The sequence below is a fragment of the Streptomyces sp. NPDC001407 genome, from assembly GCF_042895325.1.
GTDB lineage: Bacteria > Actinomycetota > Actinomycetes > Streptomycetales > Streptomycetaceae > Streptomyces.
Map to the genome: position 1 here is coordinate 56,342 of NZ_JBIAWF010000027.1, position 16,692 is coordinate 73,033.

At 69.7% G+C, this 16,692-nt stretch carries 19 protein-coding genes; 9 read left to right on the plus strand and 10 right to left on the minus strand.

Features of this window, described 5'->3' with window-relative positions:
* Nucleotides 1-67 precede the first annotated feature (67 nt).
* The 3 genes from ACFY1P_RS29455 (at nt 68) to ACFY1P_RS29465 (ending at nt 2,758) form a co-directional block, all read left to right on the plus strand.
* The gene (locus ACFY1P_RS29455) at nt 68-1,225 is read left to right on the plus strand and encodes a methyltransferase domain-containing protein (protein WP_390752312.1); all 1,158 of its coding nucleotides are present in this window, start codon (nt 68-70) and stop codon (nt 1,223-1,225) included.
* 91 nt (nt 1,226-1,316) lie between these two features.
* Entirely contained in the window at nt 1,317-1,847 is a 531-nt protein-coding gene (locus ACFY1P_RS29460) for a GNAT family N-acetyltransferase (protein WP_390752313.1), read from the plus strand.
* 53 nt (nt 1,848-1,900) lie between these two features.
* Complete coding sequence (locus tag ACFY1P_RS29465) at nt 1,901-2,758, plus strand: endonuclease/exonuclease/phosphatase family protein (RefSeq protein WP_390752314.1); 858 nt, start codon at nt 1,901-1,903, stop codon at nt 2,756-2,758.
* A gap of 18 nt (nt 2,759-2,776) precedes the next feature.
* Here ACFY1P_RS29465 and ACFY1P_RS29470 read toward each other — a convergent pair whose 3' ends face one another.
* The gene (locus ACFY1P_RS29470; protein WP_390752315.1) at nt 2,777-3,460 is read right to left on the minus strand and encodes a pentapeptide repeat-containing protein; all 684 of its coding nucleotides are present in this window, start codon (nt 3,458-3,460) and stop codon (nt 2,777-2,779) included.
* A gap of 112 nt (nt 3,461-3,572) precedes the next feature.
* Here ACFY1P_RS29470 and ACFY1P_RS29475 point away from each other — a divergent pair, with 112 nt between their 5' ends.
* The 3 genes from ACFY1P_RS29475 (at nt 3,573) to ACFY1P_RS29485 (ending at nt 6,058) form a co-directional block, all read left to right on the plus strand.
* Nucleotides 3,573-4,427 (plus strand): hypothetical protein, encoded by an 855-nt coding sequence (locus tag ACFY1P_RS29475; RefSeq protein WP_390752316.1) that lies wholly within the window; start codon nt 3,573-3,575, stop codon nt 4,425-4,427.
* Between the two features lie 160 nt (nt 4,428-4,587).
* The gene (locus ACFY1P_RS29480; protein WP_390752317.1) at nt 4,588-5,715 is read left to right on the plus strand and encodes a 2'-5' RNA ligase family protein; all 1,128 of its coding nucleotides are present in this window, start codon (nt 4,588-4,590) and stop codon (nt 5,713-5,715) included.
* 31 nt (nt 5,716-5,746) lie between these two features.
* A complete protein-coding gene (locus ACFY1P_RS29485; protein ID WP_390752318.1) occupies nt 5,747-6,058 on the plus strand; it encodes a hypothetical protein in 312 nt (103 codons plus the stop codon).
* 11 nt (nt 6,059-6,069) lie between these two features.
* On the opposite strand, the gene ACFY1P_RS29490 is transcribed toward ACFY1P_RS29485, so the two are convergent.
* Nucleotides 6,070-6,408, minus strand: a complete 339-nt coding sequence (locus ACFY1P_RS29490) for a hypothetical protein (protein WP_390752319.1) — start codon at nt 6,406-6,408, stop codon at nt 6,070-6,072.
* A 104-nt stretch (nt 6,409-6,512) separates the two neighbouring features.
* On the opposite strand from ACFY1P_RS29490, the gene ACFY1P_RS29495 reads away from it, so the two are divergent.
* Nucleotides 6,513-6,797 carry a hypothetical protein gene (locus ACFY1P_RS29495; RefSeq protein ID WP_390752320.1) on the plus strand — a complete coding sequence of 95 codons (285 nt, stop codon included), beginning with the start codon at nt 6,513-6,515 and terminating at the stop codon, nt 6,795-6,797.
* A 75-nt stretch (nt 6,798-6,872) separates the two neighbouring features.
* Here ACFY1P_RS29495 and ACFY1P_RS29500 read toward each other — a convergent pair whose 3' ends face one another.
* From ACFY1P_RS29500 to ACFY1P_RS29520, 5 genes are all read right to left on the minus strand, one after another.
* Nucleotides 6,873-7,328: a Pycsar system effector family protein gene (locus ACFY1P_RS29500; protein ID WP_390752321.1), complete on the minus strand. Its 456-nt coding sequence runs from the start codon at nt 7,326-7,328 to the stop codon at nt 6,873-6,875.
* A gap of 196 nt (nt 7,329-7,524) precedes the next feature.
* Nucleotides 7,525-7,743, minus strand: a complete 219-nt coding sequence (locus ACFY1P_RS29505) for a hypothetical protein (protein WP_390752322.1) — start codon at nt 7,741-7,743, stop codon at nt 7,525-7,527.
* A gap of 9 nt (nt 7,744-7,752) precedes the next feature.
* Nucleotides 7,753-8,649 (minus strand): N-acetylmuramoyl-L-alanine amidase, encoded by an 897-nt coding sequence (locus ACFY1P_RS29510; RefSeq protein ID WP_390752323.1) that lies wholly within the window; start codon nt 8,647-8,649, stop codon nt 7,753-7,755.
* A 68-nt stretch (nt 8,650-8,717) separates the two neighbouring features.
* Nucleotides 8,718-9,077 carry a hypothetical protein gene (locus tag ACFY1P_RS29515; RefSeq protein ID WP_390752324.1) on the minus strand — a complete coding sequence of 120 codons (360 nt, stop codon included), beginning with the start codon at nt 9,075-9,077 and terminating at the stop codon, nt 8,718-8,720.
* Nucleotides 9,078-9,458: 381 nt separating this feature from the next.
* The gene (locus ACFY1P_RS29520; protein WP_390752325.1) at nt 9,459-10,142 is read right to left on the minus strand and encodes a hypothetical protein; all 684 of its coding nucleotides are present in this window, start codon (nt 10,140-10,142) and stop codon (nt 9,459-9,461) included.
* Nucleotides 10,143-10,483: 341 nt separating this feature from the next.
* Here ACFY1P_RS29520 and ACFY1P_RS29525 point away from each other — a divergent pair, with 341 nt between their 5' ends.
* Both ACFY1P_RS29525 and ACFY1P_RS29530 read left to right on the plus strand, forming a co-directional pair.
* Nucleotides 10,484-11,368, plus strand: coding sequence for an endonuclease/exonuclease/phosphatase family protein (locus ACFY1P_RS29525; protein WP_390752326.1), 885 nt, complete (start codon nt 10,484-10,486; stop codon nt 11,366-11,368).
* On the plus strand, nt 11,365-12,195 hold the full coding sequence (locus tag ACFY1P_RS29530) for a hypothetical protein (protein ID WP_390752327.1): 831 nt from the start codon (nt 11,365-11,367) through the stop codon (nt 12,193-12,195). The genes ACFY1P_RS29525 and ACFY1P_RS29530 overlap by 4 nt, the downstream gene beginning before the upstream one ends.
* A gap of 199 nt (nt 12,196-12,394) precedes the next feature.
* Here the strand turns inward: ACFY1P_RS29530 and ACFY1P_RS29535 are convergent, their stop codons facing one another.
* The 3 genes from ACFY1P_RS29535 to ACFY1P_RS29545 are packed head-to-tail and all read right to left on the minus strand — an operon-like array spanning nt 12,395 to nt 16,679.
* Nucleotides 12,395-14,632, minus strand: a complete 2,238-nt coding sequence (locus tag ACFY1P_RS29535; protein ID WP_390752328.1) for a hypothetical protein — start codon at nt 14,630-14,632, stop codon at nt 12,395-12,397.
* A gap of 29 nt (nt 14,633-14,661) precedes the next feature.
* Nucleotides 14,662-15,753, minus strand: coding sequence for a hypothetical protein (locus ACFY1P_RS29540; RefSeq protein ID WP_390752329.1), 1,092 nt, complete (start codon nt 15,751-15,753; stop codon nt 14,662-14,664).
* Complete coding sequence (locus ACFY1P_RS29545; protein WP_390752330.1) at nt 15,750-16,679, minus strand: hypothetical protein; 930 nt, start codon at nt 16,677-16,679, stop codon at nt 15,750-15,752. Before ACFY1P_RS29545 ends, ACFY1P_RS29540 begins: the two co-directional genes overlap by 4 nt.
* Nucleotides 16,680-16,692: the final 13 nt, after the last annotated feature.

A 16,692-nucleotide genomic window follows, 5' to 3' on the forward strand; every position in this document is an offset into this window, starting at 1 on the left:
CCGGGCCGTGTTCGGACGGCGAGACAGCGGTGGGCAAACGCCATCGAAGAAGAAGTGGTTCCTGCACATGAGCACGCCCGAACGACTCGTTCAGATCCTCACGAACAAGGGGTCGCTCCCGCCCGCATCGCCCTGGACCGACGCCGTCACCCAGGTGCGACGGGAGCTGTTCCTCCCAGCCACCTTCGAGGCCGACGACCGCACCATCGACCGCACCCGTGATCCGAAGCGGTGGGCCTGGGCCGTCTACGCCGACCTGCCCCTGGTCACCCAGATCAATCAGGGCCAGGACCTCGGCGAGGACGCCTACCAGTTGCCGACCTCGTCCAGCTCCATGCCCACCGTCATGCTTGAGATGCTCGACCTGCTCGACGTCCGCGACGGCGACAGGGTCTTCGAGGCGGGCGCGGGCACCGGGTACAACGCAGCCTGGCTCTGCCACCGCCTCGGATCCGACCGCGTGACCACGATGGACGTCGACCCGGGCATTGCCAAGCAGGCCGAGGCCAACCTCGCCCGTGCCGGGTACACGCCGCGGGTCCTGTACGGGAACGCTGAGGACGGTGCGCCGGACAGCGGACCGTACACCCGGGTGATCGCGACGTTCGCCGTCCCGGAAGTCCCGTACCCCTGGATCGAGCAGACCACCGAAGGCGGGCGGATCGTCGCCCCGTGGGGCGGAGGGATCTACCACTACAGTCACGCCGTCCTCGACGTGCACGCCGATCGGGCCTCCGGGCGCTTCGCCGGAAACCCCGCCTTCATGCGCACCCGCACCCAGCCCGCCCAAGGGGGACGGCTGCGCGACTTCTACCACCACGAGGACGACGCCACCCCCAGCCGCACCGACCTGTCCCCCCGCGACATCACTGGGGACTCGGACGCTCTCTTCTGGATAGACACTGCCGTCCGCGACGCCTGGCACCATGTCGGCGAGGCCGACGACGGCTCCGAGGAAGCCACCCTGTGGCTGTTCTCCGCCGACCGCGCCTCTTGGGCGACCGCCGAGTACGTCCCGGGGCAGACCGAGTACGAGGTCGAGCAGTACGGGCCCCGTCGGCTTTGGGGCGAGGTCGAAGCCGCCCACCAGAAGTGGGTGGACAATGGCCGGCCGGAACGCGACCGCGCCGGGCTCACGGTGAACCGCGACGGACAGCACATATGGCTGGACAACGAGGACAACGTCATCGGCACGGTCCCGCCGGCCGCCCGGGTTCAGCCCTGACGGCCCTCGCCGAAGGCGACAAGCAGCAGTCACCCCGCCCCGCCCCGGGACCCTGCCCTCACCCTGCTTCCCGGGAGGAACCTTGTACGCGATGCGCCCGGCCACCGCAGCCGACATCCCCGCTATCGAGACCATGATCCTCGCCCGCTCCGTGTGGCTGGAACAGCGTGCCCTTCCGAGCTGGCGCGCAGACGCCGCCGACCTCGCAGCGCAAGCAGAGAACCCGGACGGCGACGTGTGGGTCCTCGCCGACGACAGCGGAAAGATCATCGGCTGCACCACAGTGCAGGAAGAATCCCCACCGTGGGGCTGGACAGAGGGCGAACTGGCCGAACCCGCCCACTACCTCTATACGACCGTCACCGACCCCGAATTCCGTCGCCACAAGCCGGGCACGACCATTGCCCTGTGGGCAGTGAACCGCGCGTTCGCAGAGGGGAGGGCATGGGTCCGGCGCGGCTGCTGCTTCCCTGAACTCGTCCGCTACTACAGCGGTCAGGGCTTCGCCCTCCTCCACGAGGTCCAGCGCACCCACACCCGCGTCTACCTCATGGCCCGCCGCGCCGAGCGCATCGCGGACCTGGACGAACGTTTCAAGGGCCTCCAGCGGTCCCGAACTTGAGCGCGAGCCGCCCATCCCACCAGCTTTCTGGAAACGACCGAAGGGGCTTCTCGTTGACCGCCAGGATGACGACGCCGACCCAGCTCGCGCTGCTCGAACCGGAGCCCCCCGTGCTTGCTGCTTCGACCACGCAGCTCCGACTGGTCAACCTCAACGTCCAGCACGCATCCCCGTCGCGCTCCCGCGCCCAGGTCGCGTGGCTGGCCGACCAGGAGCACGCCGACGTGGCAGTGCTGACCGAGGTCGGTACAGGCCCCGGAGGCGACACCCTCGTGCAGGCGCTGTCCGAGGCCGGGTACCGAGGGATCATCGCGCCCGTGTCCGCCGGCGACTACCGGACGGTCATCGCGAGCCGCCTCCCCGCGCTCGAACCGGTGCCGTCCGGCGTCTCGTTCCTCGCGCATAGGGCCCCAGCGGCGAAGCTGAGGATCGGCGAGACCACGGTGGGCCTGCTGGGCCTGTACGTGCCCTCACGCGGGCCGAAGGAGCGGAAGAACGAGGACAAGCGCGCGTTCCAGGCCGCGGTGACCGAAAGCCTGCGCCGGATCGTGACGGAGCTGGGCGGACTCGTCGTCGTGACGGGGGACCTCAACGTCGTCGAGCCCGGCCACGAGCCGCATCACGCCGTCTTCGGGACCTGGGAGTACGACTTCTACCGGTCCTTCGCCGACGCGGGCCTGACCGATGCCTTCCGCGCCCTGCACCCGGACGCCACCGAGCACAGCTGGTTCGGCCGGGCGGGCAACGGCTACCGCTTCGACCACGCCTTCCTCACCGCCGAACACCAGCAACTGCTCACGGCCTGCTCCTACCTTCACGCTCCACGCCACGAGGGCATCAGCGACCACTCCGCCATGGCCGTCGTAGCAGACCTTCCCGATACCCAAGGACCTGCGCGGTCCCGGCGGTGAGCGCGCCCCGGGCCCGGCCTAGTCCTGAAGGTCCTCGCCGAAGGTGACGTCCAGGTCCGCCGCCAGGGCCTGGGCGAGTTGGAGGGTCTGCGGTCGGTCGATGATCACGCGGCGGAGACTGCTTACCCCGCGCACGGCCGAGAGATCGTTGCCGCGCAGGTCGAAGCCCGTGTACCGGCCTCCGTCGAACTCGGTCTTCTCTATCGTGCAGGTGTCGAAGGCCGCAGCCCCGAGGTCGCACGAGGAGAACGTGGCCTCGCGCAGCGAGCACTCCGAGAAGACCACCGGGCCAGCGGCGCGGACCCGGCTGAACGTCGTGTAGTCGAGCCTGCACTTGTCGAAGAGCACGTTGTCGAACACGACGTCCTCGAAGGCGCCGCCCATGATCTTGCAGTCGGAGAAGGCGACGCGGGAGAGCTTCCCGCCGCTCCAGCGGAGCGAGGACAGCTCGCAGCCGGAGAACTCCACCGAGTCCACCCGCAGGTCCTCGAGCAGGGTCCGTTGCGCCCGCAAGCGCAGGACGCGGCCGTCCAGCAGCTGGCCCTCGGCGATATCAAGCTCGCGCAGCACGGCGTCGGCGTAGGTGAACTCCGCGACCCGGCCGCGACTGCTCTCCAGGGAGGCGACGGAGGACAGGTACAGGCCGGGTTCGTCGAGCGCAGGCAGCGTGACGCTGGTGCGGCGGACGGTGCGCGTGCTCATGGGTCCCTCCCCGCAACGGGCGTCCGTCGGACACCCCGAGATGTCGCCCCCCATAGTGGCCGACCTCCGAATCCGGCGTGAGGAGGGGCACGCCGCTGCTACGGTCCCGGATATGACGCTGTCCGTGCCGCGCGCCGTCGACCTCCGGCACGAGCCGGTGGACAAGGTCTTGGACCGGGTGGAGCAGACGCTGCGGGTGAGGCTCGACCGGCACACGACCGTGCGCAAACGCCGGTCCGTCGGGGCCCGAACCGACCAAGGCACGTGGGTGAGGGTCGAGCGGCGCGGCTTTGACCGGATCGGTACTCAAGGGTGGAACGGCCCGGAGGCCGCCGCAGTCCTCACCGGCGTCGCCATGCCGCGCTGGCTCGCGAGCTGCACATGGCGCGAGGGGGACGAGCCCGTCATGTGGCGGGCCGATGAGTTCGAACTCGCCGTGGCTGCGCCCGTCGGTAAGGCCGCGCTCGTGACCGAAGACCCTGGACTGCCGGATGCGTGGTGGGCGGCCTTGAACGCCTCCCTGGACGCCCTCGCCGGCCAGCGGACACCGCGCATCGCCACCCCGGACACGGAGACCGCGACCCAGCAGCTGGTGACCGCCACCCTCCGGGAGACCTTCCCCGACTTCTCCGACACCAGCGTGGACGAGTGGGTGACGGCGCACGCCGATCTGACGTGGGCGAACGTCATGGGGCCAGAGTTCTGCCTGATCGACTGGGAAGACTGGGGCACGGCGCCCCGCGGCCTTGACGCGGCGACGCTGTGGGGGAACTCCCTCGCAGTCCCCGCTCTGGCCGAGCGCGTGTGGACGGAACGCCGCCGGGACCTGGAGAGCCGAACGGGACGGCTGATGGGCCTGTTCTTCTGCGCGAAGGTCATCGGCCCGCACGCTCACCCGCAGGACCCCCGGCTGGAGCCCGCGCGACGGGAAGCCGCTCGGTTGGCCGCCGAGCTCAATGCCCGCTGACGCCATGAGAGCACAAGGCACACGGCACCGCTGAGGGCCTGCCGACTCGGCGAGGGCGGTAGGCCGATGGCTTGATCACCTGTGGGGTCTCTGACCGGTCAGGTAACGTGCAGTCACCCGCTCGGGCGGGCTTCGCGCGCAAGACGGAGGGGGTTGCGGCATGGAGAGCTTCTTTTCCCAGCAGAGGACTTGGCCGGATGGCCCGTACCTGCACTTCCTGATCACCTTCGACGATCCGGGCTATCGGGCGTACATCGACGCCTACCGTGACCTGTTCGCCTCCTACGGCGACCAGCTCGGTCCCGTGCCGGCCGAGTGGCTGCACTCGACCGTGCAGGGCATCCACCACACCCTGACCCGGGAGCAGGCCGAGCAGGCGGTGGAAGCCGTCCGCTACGAACTGGAGCAGAACGCCGCGCCGATGACCTTCCAGATGGGCCCGGTGTGGCCGGGCCCGAGCGCGGTCACGGTCGCGATGTACCCGGAGGAACAGCTCGCCCGCCTCAACACCCGCGTGCGCACCGCCCTGTCGAAGGTCGACGGCATCCGGCTGAGGGAGCCGGACGCGAGCTTCTGGCCGCACAGCACGGCCGCCTACTACAGGTCGCCCGAGGTCCACGACGCCGCGTTCAACCGAGCCGTCCGCGCGGTACGACCCGAACGGGTCGAGGTCACCGTCGACCGCGTCGACGCCGTGTACCTGCACCAGGACCTGGGGCGCGGCTACTACACCTGGGACCACCTGGCGTCCCTGCCTGTGTGCACAGCGCCGATGCTCACGGTCAGCGAGCGCCTGAACGAACTGAGCCGCCAAGCAATCAGGGAGGGCAACGAGCTGTGGCGCGACGCGTGGGAACGCGCCCATGCCGTCGTCACGCCCGCCCTCGGGCACGAAGAGATCAGCCTACGGAGCACGTACTACATGGGCGCGCAGTACGTGGACGGCACCGGGGCCCTGGCCACAGCCTTCTACCTGCTGGCGCGCGAACGCGGCACCGGCGTCTCTGCCATCACCCGACAGGACGTCGACGAACTCGCAGGGCACTACCTGTACGACACACCGCGGCTCGGCGAACGGTGGACCCAGCGGCTGGAAGCCCTGGGGCACCGAATGGACGACCCCGACGACCCGGTCATGGTGCGCTGGCGCGCGCTCTGCCATGACCACCCGGAACCCGACCCGGACAACCCCGACGCCAGCACATACCGCGTCGGGCACGCCGGCGAGACCGGACTCCGGTCACTCCTGGCCCCGTTCCACCGCGAGCACGTACGCTTCGAGCCCTGAGACGACCGTACGCCCGATGAAGTGGGGGGCCATGAGCACCGAGGCACCGAGCACCCGCAACACGATCGTTCCGCTGAGCGAGCTCGGCAAACTGGGGCTCCTCGGCCTGCCCGTACGTCCGCTCGCAGACTCCACCTGGGGTGACGTCGAAGAGCAGGAGACGGGGACCGAGGAGACGAGCCGCCCGAACGCGACGGCCCGGGAGCGCCGACTCCTTCCCCTGCCGGCCGGAGCGGAGCAGCGGCTTCGCGAGCTGGAGGGGACCGCCGTGCGCCCGGGGCTGCTGTGGCCTGACACGCCGCGTCGGCACGACGCGTTCACGCGCCCGCTCGCGCACCGCTGAGAGCCGTACGGCTAGAGGGCCCGGGCCTCTTCGACGGCATCGATCTCAGGGGTCGGGCCGTCGAGTTCATCGGAGCCGACGATAGCGGCAGGGTGCCCGGCTTCGGGGTGGTCCGGAGAACGGTCGTCCACGACGTACACCCGGATCCGCAGCTTGGGGTTCCCGTACTCGTCGACCACACCGGTGCGCCCCGAGTCGTCATGGTCAGCGATCCAGTTCCTCAGCACGGAGCGGCCGTACGCCGTGGCGGAGAGGCCGTCACCCTCTTCTGCCTCCTCGGCCGTCTCGCAGCACTGCCACTCCGGGGCCTCCGGGCGAGCCGTTTCGTCGATCTCGAAGTAGTAGCGCATGAGCGGTCCTTTCAACGGGATGAACAACACGCCGACCGTACCGGTCAACACTTCGACCGCACAGCCGTGTTGACCGTCTCGTACGGCGGCGTACCGTCACCTGCGTGAACACACGCGACGCGGCCTGGCAGATCCATTTCAGCCTGCACCAGCTCGCCGAGGCCCACCTGCACGACGATCACGTCCACGGAGACCTCGCCGACGCCCAGGAGCAGTACCGCGTCCATGCCTCCCACCTCCCCGACGACCTGGCGATGCGGGTCCGGACCGTGCTGGACGAGTGGCAGACGAACCCCGCTGGCCGGCTGGTGTCGCTGCTGCCCCTCCTGGACGACCTTGCCGATCTTCACGGCGGGCACCTGCCGGAGTTCCGACTCCCCGAGCCGTAGCCGCAGGGGTGGACGCTGGCCGGACCGGGCATCGCGAGCCCCAGGAGGCCTGTGCACTTCGCACCGAGCCCCAGGTCAGCCGACGGACGCGAGCACGTTCGCCACGAGCATGCACACGGCGGCGACGCCCGTGGCGACGCAGGCCGCCTGAAGGCGCTGGAACTTGACCTTGGCCAGACGCGACAAGACCCCGACCTGATCCGAACGGCCGTCCTCGCGCACGGCCTCCCGGATCTCCTCCGGGCTGAGCTTGGACCAGTACAGGAACGACGTGCCGTCGTCGTCGAGCCGGGGCAGGACGGCGAGTACGGTGAACACGATCGCCACCGCGAGGAACCCGACGGCCACGCCCGCTGTGACCCGCGCAACGGTAGGTCCGTCGGATAAGGCGCCGCGGGCCAGCGCGGCCAAGGCCGTGTCCGCGCCGAACAGAAGAGCGGCCTTCCCGTCGACCTTGCCGAGCGACTCGGTGACGTTCTGCAGGGCCCGGTCGAGCCCGGCTTCGTCCTGATGCTGGGGTGTGCTGCTCACGGTTCTCTCCTCGTGTTCTCGGGAACGCACGAGAGCCCGAGCAGCACGGGGCTGCTCGGGCTCTTCGAAGATGGCGGTACGACGGACGAACTTCAGTTCGCGCAGTGCGCTGCGCGGGTGACGTGCGGAACGGAGACGGCCGCCGGCCGGTGACGAACAGGCCCCCGCGAACTCGGGGAGCGCGGGGGCCTGTCGCCTACTCGACCGCTGTGGGCGGCAGTGCCGGAGAGGCTATAGCTGCGGCCTTCGTCTTCGCGTCCTCAACGCGCTGGACGACCTCGCCCGTACCCAGGACGGCGGCGGCCAGACCCAGGATCAGGGCCTGCGGCAGACCGTCCACGTAGTGGGCGACCAGGGCCACCGCCGCGGCGACGATGGCGTACAGGCGGGCGCTGTGCGCCTGAATGAATCCCATGACGTTCTCTCAGCCTCCGTAGGCGAGCTTGTGGAGCAGGTCCCAGCCCCGACGGCCGATAGCCGGGTCATTGGGCTGGCCCGTGGTGAACAGGTTGTGCTTGCGGTTGAACCCCGCCACGGCCGCCTGCGTGGCCGGGCCGTAGTTGTCGGACAGCGGGATCGACGGGTCGAGCCAACCGGTGCGCTTCAGCGCCTCCTGGAGCGGCTTCGCCGACGGCTTGCTCCGGTTCGGGGCCAGACCGTCGGGGAACGGCGGCGGCGTGTACGGCTTCCCGGGAGTCGGCTTGTCGCGGTCGACGGGGCCGGACGGCTTCCCGCCGAGCCGCTTCGCGATCCGAGCCCGCATGTCCCGCATCGTGAAGCCGACGGGGTCGATCTTCCCGCTGGTCCACTCCTTGTGGCCGATGACGCTGCCCGCGTCCCAGCCGTGCGCCCGGCAGATCGCCGCCGACGCGCGCTCGATCGCATCCAGCTGCGCGGCCGGCCAGGCATCGTGGCCGTCGCCGAGGTTGATGCACTCGAAGCCGTAGAAGTGCGTGTTGCCGTCGGTGTCGTCGTCGTTGGGCTCCGGCAGCGCCTTCTCCGCGATCACCGCCCGCAGAACATCACCGTCGCCCCGGCCCGCGTGGTTCGCGCGGCCGTTCGCGATGAGGTAGACGGTGCCGTCCTTGTCGATCACGCCGTGGCACAGCGGGCCCGGAAGCTCGCTGTAGCCGTTCTCGCAGATGCTGATCGACGCGTTCGTGCCGCTGGTCACCGTGTGATGCACGATCACACCGTTCACGGGGCCCCACGCGCCCTTGTGATTCCTGTTGTGCGTCCGCCAACCGGAACGCTCAACAACGTGCACGCCCTCCGCGCGCAGCGCCTCCACAAGACGGTCCGGATTCAGTGGTGTCGCCACCTGGCGCTCCCAAACTCCCCGCGCCCACCACCAGTCTGCGTCACCCAACCCCACACCCCGGCCGGGGTTCAGGAAGCGGTGCCCTTCGACGCCAACCACAACTGCAACACCATCACCAACAGCGGCGCCACGAACGACGAGATCACCAACCGCCGCGTCGCCGCCGCATGCTCCTGATCCTCACGCCGCTGCTGACCGGCCCGCTCCGCCACCTGCTCGTGATCCCCACGCAGATGCGCCAGCCCCGCCTCCACCTGACTGATCCGCTGATCCACCGCCCGCTGATCCGCCCGGTACACGTCCTCCGTGACCACCTGGTCCAGGCGGGTCGCGAGCTGCGCCAGATCGCCACGCAGGTCCTCGCGCAGCTGCGACACGGCGCGGTGCAGCTCCCACAGCGTGGGCTCGGCGCCCGGCGGCACAGACACCGCATCCTCCAGCAGCCCCGCGCCCGAACACGATCGTACGAGCCCGAACCGGAACGGAGGCCCGACGGCGGAGAGCCCAGTGCCTTGGTGACCACGGGAGCTCTGGGCTGCTCGCGCGCGGCTGCTGCTGTTCCTCTTGGTGTTTGTGTTCACTTGCGTTCTGGGGTCCGGATTCCGGACCGGTGGGGGTCCGGTTTTCGTACCCCCGGGGTCCGGATTCCGGACCGGTAGGGGTCTCGTTCCCGGACCGGTCCGGATTCTGTACCGGTCCGGATCTCGGACCCCCAAACTGGGGCTTACCGGGCTCCTGTCGGCGGGCCGTTACGGCAGGAGAAGCCACCGACAGGAGCCCGTGATCGCGCCCTCTTCGACAGTTTTCCTTTATGCGACAGTTTTCGGGGGGTTCGGGTTGAGCCGCAGCCACGCGGACAGCGCCGCCTGGAGCTCCATGACCGCTGCGTGATCCAGGTCTTCACCGGCCCGCCCGACACGAAGCCGCACCGCCTTCGCGCTCACCGTGTAGCCCACGGCCGACCTCGCGGGCGACGCCACCACATCACCGTGGGAGAGAACGCGCAGGAGCGCGGCGGCCCGCGGAGGTAACGGAGCTGTCGGACTGCCGGCACGAGCCAGCCGCTCGAAATTCTGAGGGCGCGCCGGGGAGCCGATCGCCTTGTAGAAGGACCGGATCGCCTCCTCCAACCCCGCCTCGGACGGCCTTGAGGGCGCGGCGGCCACGAACGCCTCCACCAGCTCTGGGGCAGGCACCTCCCGGCCCCCGTACTCCTCCGGTACAAGCTCGTCGACGTCCAGCCGCACGACCGACGGGGAGATGAACGTCCGCGTGTACCCCTGGCGGAGCTTTTTGGCGTGCAACTCGCGCAACGACGCGATGCCCCGGTATGCAGCGTTCGGTTCGGTGGGACTGCTGGCACGCTCGGTGCGACCGGGCCGCCCGTAGAGCCCGTGGTTGATGTGGATCCGGCCCGTCGCGGACGCTATGGCCGTCAGCTGGTACCCCGTCGAGTCCCTGCCCAGCCGGAAGCCCACCACCACCGTCGGCATGACGCTCCCTCGTCCCTTCGCACGCCGTCGTGCCGGAGTCTAGAGAGACAGGAGGCGGCACGTCCGCCAGTTCCAGAACAAGGTGTCCGGAACCGACGCTCCGTGGACACTCCGGCCGCGCCTCGAACCGGCCGAACCGGATTGTCAGTGGTGGCACGTACGGTGGGAGACATCAACCCAGTGCTGGCTGCACTCACCACTGCCCCGCGTCCCGACGGCGCGGGGCAGTCGGGTTCCCGGGCCTGAAACGCCCCTGGCTCCGCACCCCCGGGACACGAATCCAGCCATCATCGCCGCCGGTCTTCGAGATCCCTCACCAGCAGGCGGCAGAACCTTCTACGGTGGCGCTCGAACACGAGCCGCAGGGGGCGCTGGTGCAGATCACGGTCATGTCGCAGAACCTCGGACGAGGCGGCTGGAAGCACACCGACGGTGCGACCGAGGACCGGTGGCCCCAGCTTGCCGAAGCCATCAACGCTGTCCGCCCCGACATCCTCCTCGGGCAGGAAGCAGAAGGGTGGTCCGCCGACGGCCACGCCCGCCTGACCCGAGCCGAACACGACCTCGACATGGACGGCATCCTCGCCCCCAGCCCCTCCGGCCTCGGTCCCATGACCATGTACCGGCGCGACACCATGGGCCGCCGCACGTACCTCAATCACGACTTCTCCGCCCACGAGACCCACCACGGATTCGAAGTCGTCGGCTGGACCCTGCCCTGCCTTCCCGCCCCTCTCACGGCCGGCAGCGTCCACCTCAGTCCCTACGACCCTGTGCGCGCCGCCAGCGAAGTCAGCTTCATGGGCACCCGGATCCACCGTGCCGGAGGCGGCTTCGCCATCCTCGGAGGCGACTTCAACTACCCGCCCCTCGCCGGACCCGAGCCCGCGTACGAGCGGATGCGCCCGTACAACCGCGGGTCCCGCCTGGTCGTGACCGACCCCGAGAAGCCTGGGCCACCCGCACCGGACCGGAGCGTGGCCTGGAGGATCGCGGGCAAGGGCTTCACCGACGTCGCCTGGCACCTCTACAAGGAGTCCGGCGACGAGAACCTGCTCACCCGCACCGGCAGCGACGACCGGATCGACTGGATCCTCGTCAGCGACGCCCTCGTGCCCTGCATCACCGACTACGGCGTCAGCGACACCGGTTCCGACCACCGAGGCATCTGGGCGAAGCTCGACCTCACCAAGGCCGCGACCAGCGACGTATGGAGCTACCGATGACCACCACGTTGCCCCAGGCCATGGGGGATCTGCTGCCCACCGACTCCCCGCCGCCGTGGAGAGCCGCTGTCCACCGGGCAGCCCAGCTGCTCGCGCCGACCTGGCCGACCGACCCCGCAGAGCGCGCCCCCGTGGGCGACCTCGCTGCCCTCGGGCTGATCCTGTACGCCCTGCACCTCACCCGCGACCAAGACCCGGCCGCGGTGCCCGTGACAACGTTGCGCGACGCGCTGGACAGCAGGCTCGACATCGACAAGGAGCCGTACGACCTCAAGGAACTGGTCGTCGGCGCACTGCGTGAGACCGGGCACCAGTCCTGTGTCTCCGACGACGTCATGTGCCGGGTCAAGTCCCGGCTGCTGCGCCGCGAGGAGCCTCCAGCGAACGTGCCCTTCGGTCTTGGCGGCGGTGTTCCGGGGCCGTCCGAGCTGCGATTCGCGGCGGCCTCGCTGAAGAAGACCCTCAGCACGCTCGATGAAGAGACCGCAGCCGCGCTTCCGCCCGCGCCGGAGCCCGCGGGGCCGGTGAGCGCCACTGTGACCGGGCAGGTGTGCGTCGTCACCGAGAACTCGAAGGTGCTGGTGCCGTGTCCCGAGTGCCGGCAGCGCGAGGGAGCCCGGCTCACTGTGGACGGTGACCGGGTCACCTACACCTGCACCTTGGGCCATGCCAGCAATTCCAGGAGCCTGGGCACCGAGCACGTGCGGAGGGCCATCGACCGGGCGCAGTCTGCTGGTCAAGTCGATGGACCGCTGCACGTGATGCACGTCGACCTACGGGCGGACGGCGACCCGGCCGAGCTGTGCCTGTGGCTGCGCCCCGTGTAACGATGCTGCTGGCCGCGCTGCTGGCGATGAAGAACGCCGACAGCCGCCAACTGGAAACGCGATGCACGGCGGGCCCGGAGACCTACGGGTTGTGCTCGGGAGAAACCGTCCGGGCGGACATGGGGCGGCCCCACCCGAAGCACATCGGGTGGGGCCGCTGGAGCCTTCGGATCTCGCAGGGGAACCCCGCGTTCCGGGACTACTTGGTGTAGGTGACGCGCAGCTTCGGCGGGTTCGCACCGCCAACGCCGTTTGCCCGACCGTAGTAGGTGCCGGACGTGTTGTTCGGGTCCAGTGCGAAGCCGCGCGTGGTCGACGCCTCGAACAGAGCCGTCACATCAACCCACTTGCCCTCGTTACGGCTCCAGTCCACCGACTTCGAGGAGCTGCCGCACGAGAACGTGGCCGGCCGCGACGTGTGGCCGTGCGGCTTGATCACAGCCTTGCCGCCGCTGCTGCTGTACCAGTGGTCGAAGTACAGGAACAACTCCACCTTCTGCACAGACGCCGTGGAAAGGTCCTTGACCATGTCCGCGGGGAACCCGCACAGCGACGCCTGTGTTCCGTTGTTCTCCGAGTAGTAGCCCTGGAGCATCTGCGCGCCGTAGTACGAGTTGTAGCTGGAGCGGCGGCTGTACGAGCCCGACCAGGCGGCGGCGTACGTCGTGGTGTACTGCTGGGGCACGGGCTTGGGATCCGGGTCCGGCTTCGACGACGAGCCGCCACCAGTGTTGTACCCGCCGGTCTCCTTGAGCTTCGGGCCCACGTCCTCGATGTACATGAAGCCCGGGTAGCTTTGCCCGCCGATCAGCGTCACCGACTGGCCGGCCGGGCCTTGCCGGTTGTCGAACGTCGCGAGCAGCCGGTGCTTCCCCTTGCCGAGGACGGAGCCGGAGATGGGGAGCTCCAGCCGTACACGCTGCCACCCTCCGTCGCGCACCAACTGGTGCATGGCGCTCTGCACCTGGGGAGAGCGAATGTCCGGGGCACTCGCACCGCCGTCTCGCAGGCGCAGGCGCAGCTCTCCACCCGCGACGGACGGCGACACGTGGGCGTCCACGACGATGCGGTACTCGCGGGTCGGGTCGGCATCGAAGCCGACCTCGACCCAGCCGACCTCCGTGCCTGTCGTCTCCACCCGGGCCGTCTGCCGGTTGATGGCCACGAGGCCGCGCGGCATGGAGTCGAGCACGGTCTGCAGGTCGTCGCCCTGCCACGTCAGCTTCCCGGCCACCGACAGGGACTGGAAGCCCGCAGCTCCGGTGTCGCTGATGGAGGCGACGGACGTGCCGTCGTGGCTGGACAGGCTCAGGTAGTTGGGGGCGCCGGTGACGAGGGAGACGACCTGCTCGCCCTGGCCGTCGAAGAGTCGAACACCGTCAGGGCCGATCTCGGCGCGTTCACCCGAGGCGGCGGAAGTCATGATGGAGCGGCACTCGGCGTTGTCGAACGACACCTCGCCGGCGGTGCCGTCTCCGGCCTGAAGGCGTGCCTCGGCGCGGACGGCGCCTTCGGGAGCGCGGACCTTGCCGGAGATCCGTCGCCACTGCCCGTCGGCCTTCGGCTCGGGGGCAGTGACCGAACTGGTATTGAGAATCTTTCCCTTGGCGTCTCGCCACACCAGGGAGATACCGACTCCGGAGCCCACCCACGCCTTCGAGCAGCGATAGTGGATGCCCAGCCAGTACATGTCGCCCGGATTCACCGCGAACGGGTCGTAGGGCAGCCAGCGGGGTTCGCCGCCGGTGGTGGCGATCGTCAGACAGCACGGGGAGTCGGCGCCGCCGCTCTCGATCCGGGCCCAGGACATGCCCAGGTCCGCCAGACGCGACTCGGTGAGCCCGGTCTCGAAGCCGGGGTCGGGCAGGAGATTGCCGGTGCTGCCGATGCTGAGCTTGTCCGCGGTGATTGCCCCGGCTGCGATGTCCGTCGTGTGGGCCTGGCGGGGCTCCCCGGCGACAGCGGCGGTTGCGGCGCTGGTGGCGCCGGACAGGCTGCGGGTGCGAAGGCGTACCCACCACTGCTGGTAGCCGAGGGTCACGGTGACGGTTCCGCCCTGGGCGGTCTCCACGGTGCCGCGCAGCGTGGAGGCGTCCGGCTCGAAGTCCGGGACCGCGCCGACATGGACTTCGACGCGGGCGAAGTCCAGGGGGGAGACGGCGTTGTTGTCGAACTTGCCGTCCCAGGAGATGACGAGGGTGCCCATGGAGGAGGTGACGGTCGGTTTGGCCGGCATGGGCGGGACGGGGCCGTTGACGACGGTGACGCCGCTGGTGCCGTCCGGCTGCTGCCCGACCAGGGCGCGCAGCGACCCCTTGTCGTCGTAGACCTCCAGGGTGGCGTCCTCCAGCGAGGCGTTGGTCAGTTTCGGGGCGCGGGATATCGCGGTGACCTGCTGCTCCAGGCGTGCGAGTCGGCGGCCAATGTCTTCGGACATGAGGGGAGTTGGTCCTGTTCTGTGGGGGGTTAGGAGGTGAGTCCGTAGTGGTAGGACTCGGCCGGGTCGAGGGTGAGCGTGGCGCTCTCCCCGCCCGGGGTCTGGGGGTGGACGGTCCAGCCGGTGATGCGGCACCAGCCGGAGTAGCGGGTCCACTGGTCGCGGACGGTCACGCGGACGTCGTCGCCGACCTGCCACGACCCGATCGGGGCGGCAGGGTGGTCGCGGACGGTGATCTGCTCGACGGTGCCCATGACCTGCCGCCAGGTCCGTTCGGCGCGGGCCCGCTTGGCGAGCACGTCGACGCCGCGGACTTCGGGCAGGTCGAGGACCTGTTCCAGGCGCAGGCGGTTGTTGCGGACGGCGTCGGTGGACCGCTGCTTGGCCCGGCCCTCGCCGACTCCGGTGGCGATGACGACCTGCGCGTACTCGTCCGCGCTGTAGGTCACCGGCACGCTGTCGACGATGTTGATGCCGGTGGAGAAGTAGATGTCGGTCCGGCGTGCGCCGAGCCGGGGGTAGCCGAGTTGGATGCGGCGCACCGGGCGGTGCTGGGCGTCCCAGTGCACGGTGCACGTGTGGTCCGGGGAGGCTGCGGCCTTGAAGAGGTTGTCGAACTGGTCGCCGAGGTTGGGGTTTTCCCACCAGCGGGAGTGCCACGGGTCTGCCGGCGTGCCGGTTTTCGCCGCGGACGTGGTGCCGTCCACGGTGATTCCGAGGTTCCCGTCGGGGACGGACTGGGCGTAGGCCACGATGTCCCGGGCGATCTGGCACGGGTCCGTGTACACGTACGGGGCGCGCCCGCCGAGTTCCCCGTCGACGTCGTGTCGCCGGTGCAGGTACGACGTCCACCCGGAGGCTTCGATCTTGAGGGTGTTGCCCTCGGGGACGGCCTGCCAGATGATGCCGCCCCAGCGCAGCAGGCCGTCCCGCTCGACGTAGATCAGTGTGTTGCCCGGGTCCACGAGGTCGATCGCCGTGTGCGCGAGCCGGGGCGACAGCTCGCCCTTCAAATGGCCGGGGCCGTTGAGCTGTGGCCCGAACTCGACGTCTGTCAGGGGGAGATCGAGGGTGAGCCAGTCTCCCGTCAGCGCGTCCTGCGTCAGGTACCGGTAGGTCACACCGGCCCCTCGGTCCATTCGACGTCGCACACGATGGACGTGCCTTCGTCGACCTGGAGGAAGCCGGTGTGCCGGGGGTTGAGCTGGGTCTGGAGGAACAGGGGCTGGGTCGTGCCCCGGAATTCGGGCAGGACTCGCATGCTGTCGGCGATCACGGCCGTGGTGCGCCGCACGTCTTTCTGGTCGTCGTCGAGGATCGTGTCTTCGCCCTCGCGGGTCCCCAGGCAGATCTGCATGGCGCCGAACACGTCGGCGCCCTCGAAGCGCAGGCCGGCGATCGTCATAACGATGGCCGCCTGTGTCGCCCATGCCGGGACGGGCAGCATCCACCGGGCCTCGCCAGGCCAGTTCACATAGGCGTCGTCGGTCTTGCGCAGTTCGTTGGGCTTGCGCGGGTATGCGGTGTACAGGGTGCGTTCGCGCCGGGGGTTGGCGACCTTGCGGACGTCGGTGATCATCCCGGCGGTGATCGCGCCGGTCTTCGCCGGGATGTCGACCCGGGCGAGCGGGATACCGGTGATGCCTGCCGGGACCTTCGTGGTCGTGGGGCTCACGTTGGGGATGACCTCGAACGTGTTGATCTTGTCCTTGGCTGGGTCCAGGCCGCCCTCGTATTCCGGGTCCGTGACGCGCAGGATGATCAGATCCGAGCGGGGCGTCGCCCCGGCCGGGGGGACGGGGACGACCTCTTGGCCGATGTTGTAGGCGCTGTACGAGCCCTGCCACAGCCCGGCCTTGCCGCGGATGATCGCCGAGCCCTCGCCGACCACGACTCCGGCGCCGGGCGTCGACAGCGGCTGGACCTTGAGGTCGGGGCCTTCGGCGATGCCCTCGCCGCCCCGGGCGAGGCCGCGGATCATCATCCGGAAGGTCTGCGCGCTGTGGCTGGCCCCGTTGGTGAGCAGCGGCGCCTGGACGAGCGTCATGGTGGTGAACTCC

Excerpts from the sequence above, each read along its gene's own strand:
- ACFY1P_RS29490 (WP_390752319.1), bottom strand. The coding sequence starts at position 6,408 with ATGCGCTACTACTTCGAGATCGACGAAACGGCTCGCCCGGAGGCCCCG.
- ACFY1P_RS29505 (WP_390752322.1), bottom strand. The coding sequence starts at position 7,743 with ATGGGATTCATTCAGGCGCACAGCGCCCGCCTGTACGCCATCGTCGCC.
- ACFY1P_RS29535 (WP_390752328.1), bottom strand. The coding sequence starts at position 14,632 with ATGTCCGAAGACATTGGCCGCCGACTCGCACGCCTGGAGCAGCAGGTC.
- ACFY1P_RS29480 (WP_390752317.1), top strand. The coding sequence starts at position 4,588 with ATGGAGAGCTTCTTTTCCCAGCAGAGGACTTGGCCGGATGGCCCGTAC.
- ACFY1P_RS29455 (WP_390752312.1), top strand. The coding sequence starts at position 68 with ATGAGCACGCCCGAACGACTCGTTCAGATCCTCACGAACAAGGGGTCG.
- ACFY1P_RS29520 (WP_390752325.1), bottom strand. The coding sequence starts at position 10,142 with ATGCCGACGGTGGTGGTGGGCTTCCGGCTGGGCAGGGACTCGACGGGG.
- ACFY1P_RS29530 (WP_390752327.1), top strand. The coding sequence starts at position 11,365 with ATGACCACCACGTTGCCCCAGGCCATGGGGGATCTGCTGCCCACCGAC.
- ACFY1P_RS29475 (WP_390752316.1), top strand. The coding sequence starts at position 3,573 with ATGACGCTGTCCGTGCCGCGCGCCGTCGACCTCCGGCACGAGCCGGTG.
- ACFY1P_RS29485 (WP_390752318.1), top strand. The coding sequence starts at position 5,747 with ATGAGCACCGAGGCACCGAGCACCCGCAACACGATCGTTCCGCTGAGC.
- ACFY1P_RS29545 (WP_390752330.1), bottom strand. The coding sequence starts at position 16,679 with ATGACGCTCGTCCAGGCGCCGCTGCTCACCAACGGGGCCAGCCACAGC.
- ACFY1P_RS29460 (WP_390752313.1), top strand. The coding sequence starts at position 1,317 with ATGCGCCCGGCCACCGCAGCCGACATCCCCGCTATCGAGACCATGATC.
- ACFY1P_RS29470 (WP_390752315.1), bottom strand. The coding sequence starts at position 3,460 with ATGAGCACGCGCACCGTCCGCCGCACCAGCGTCACGCTGCCTGCGCTC.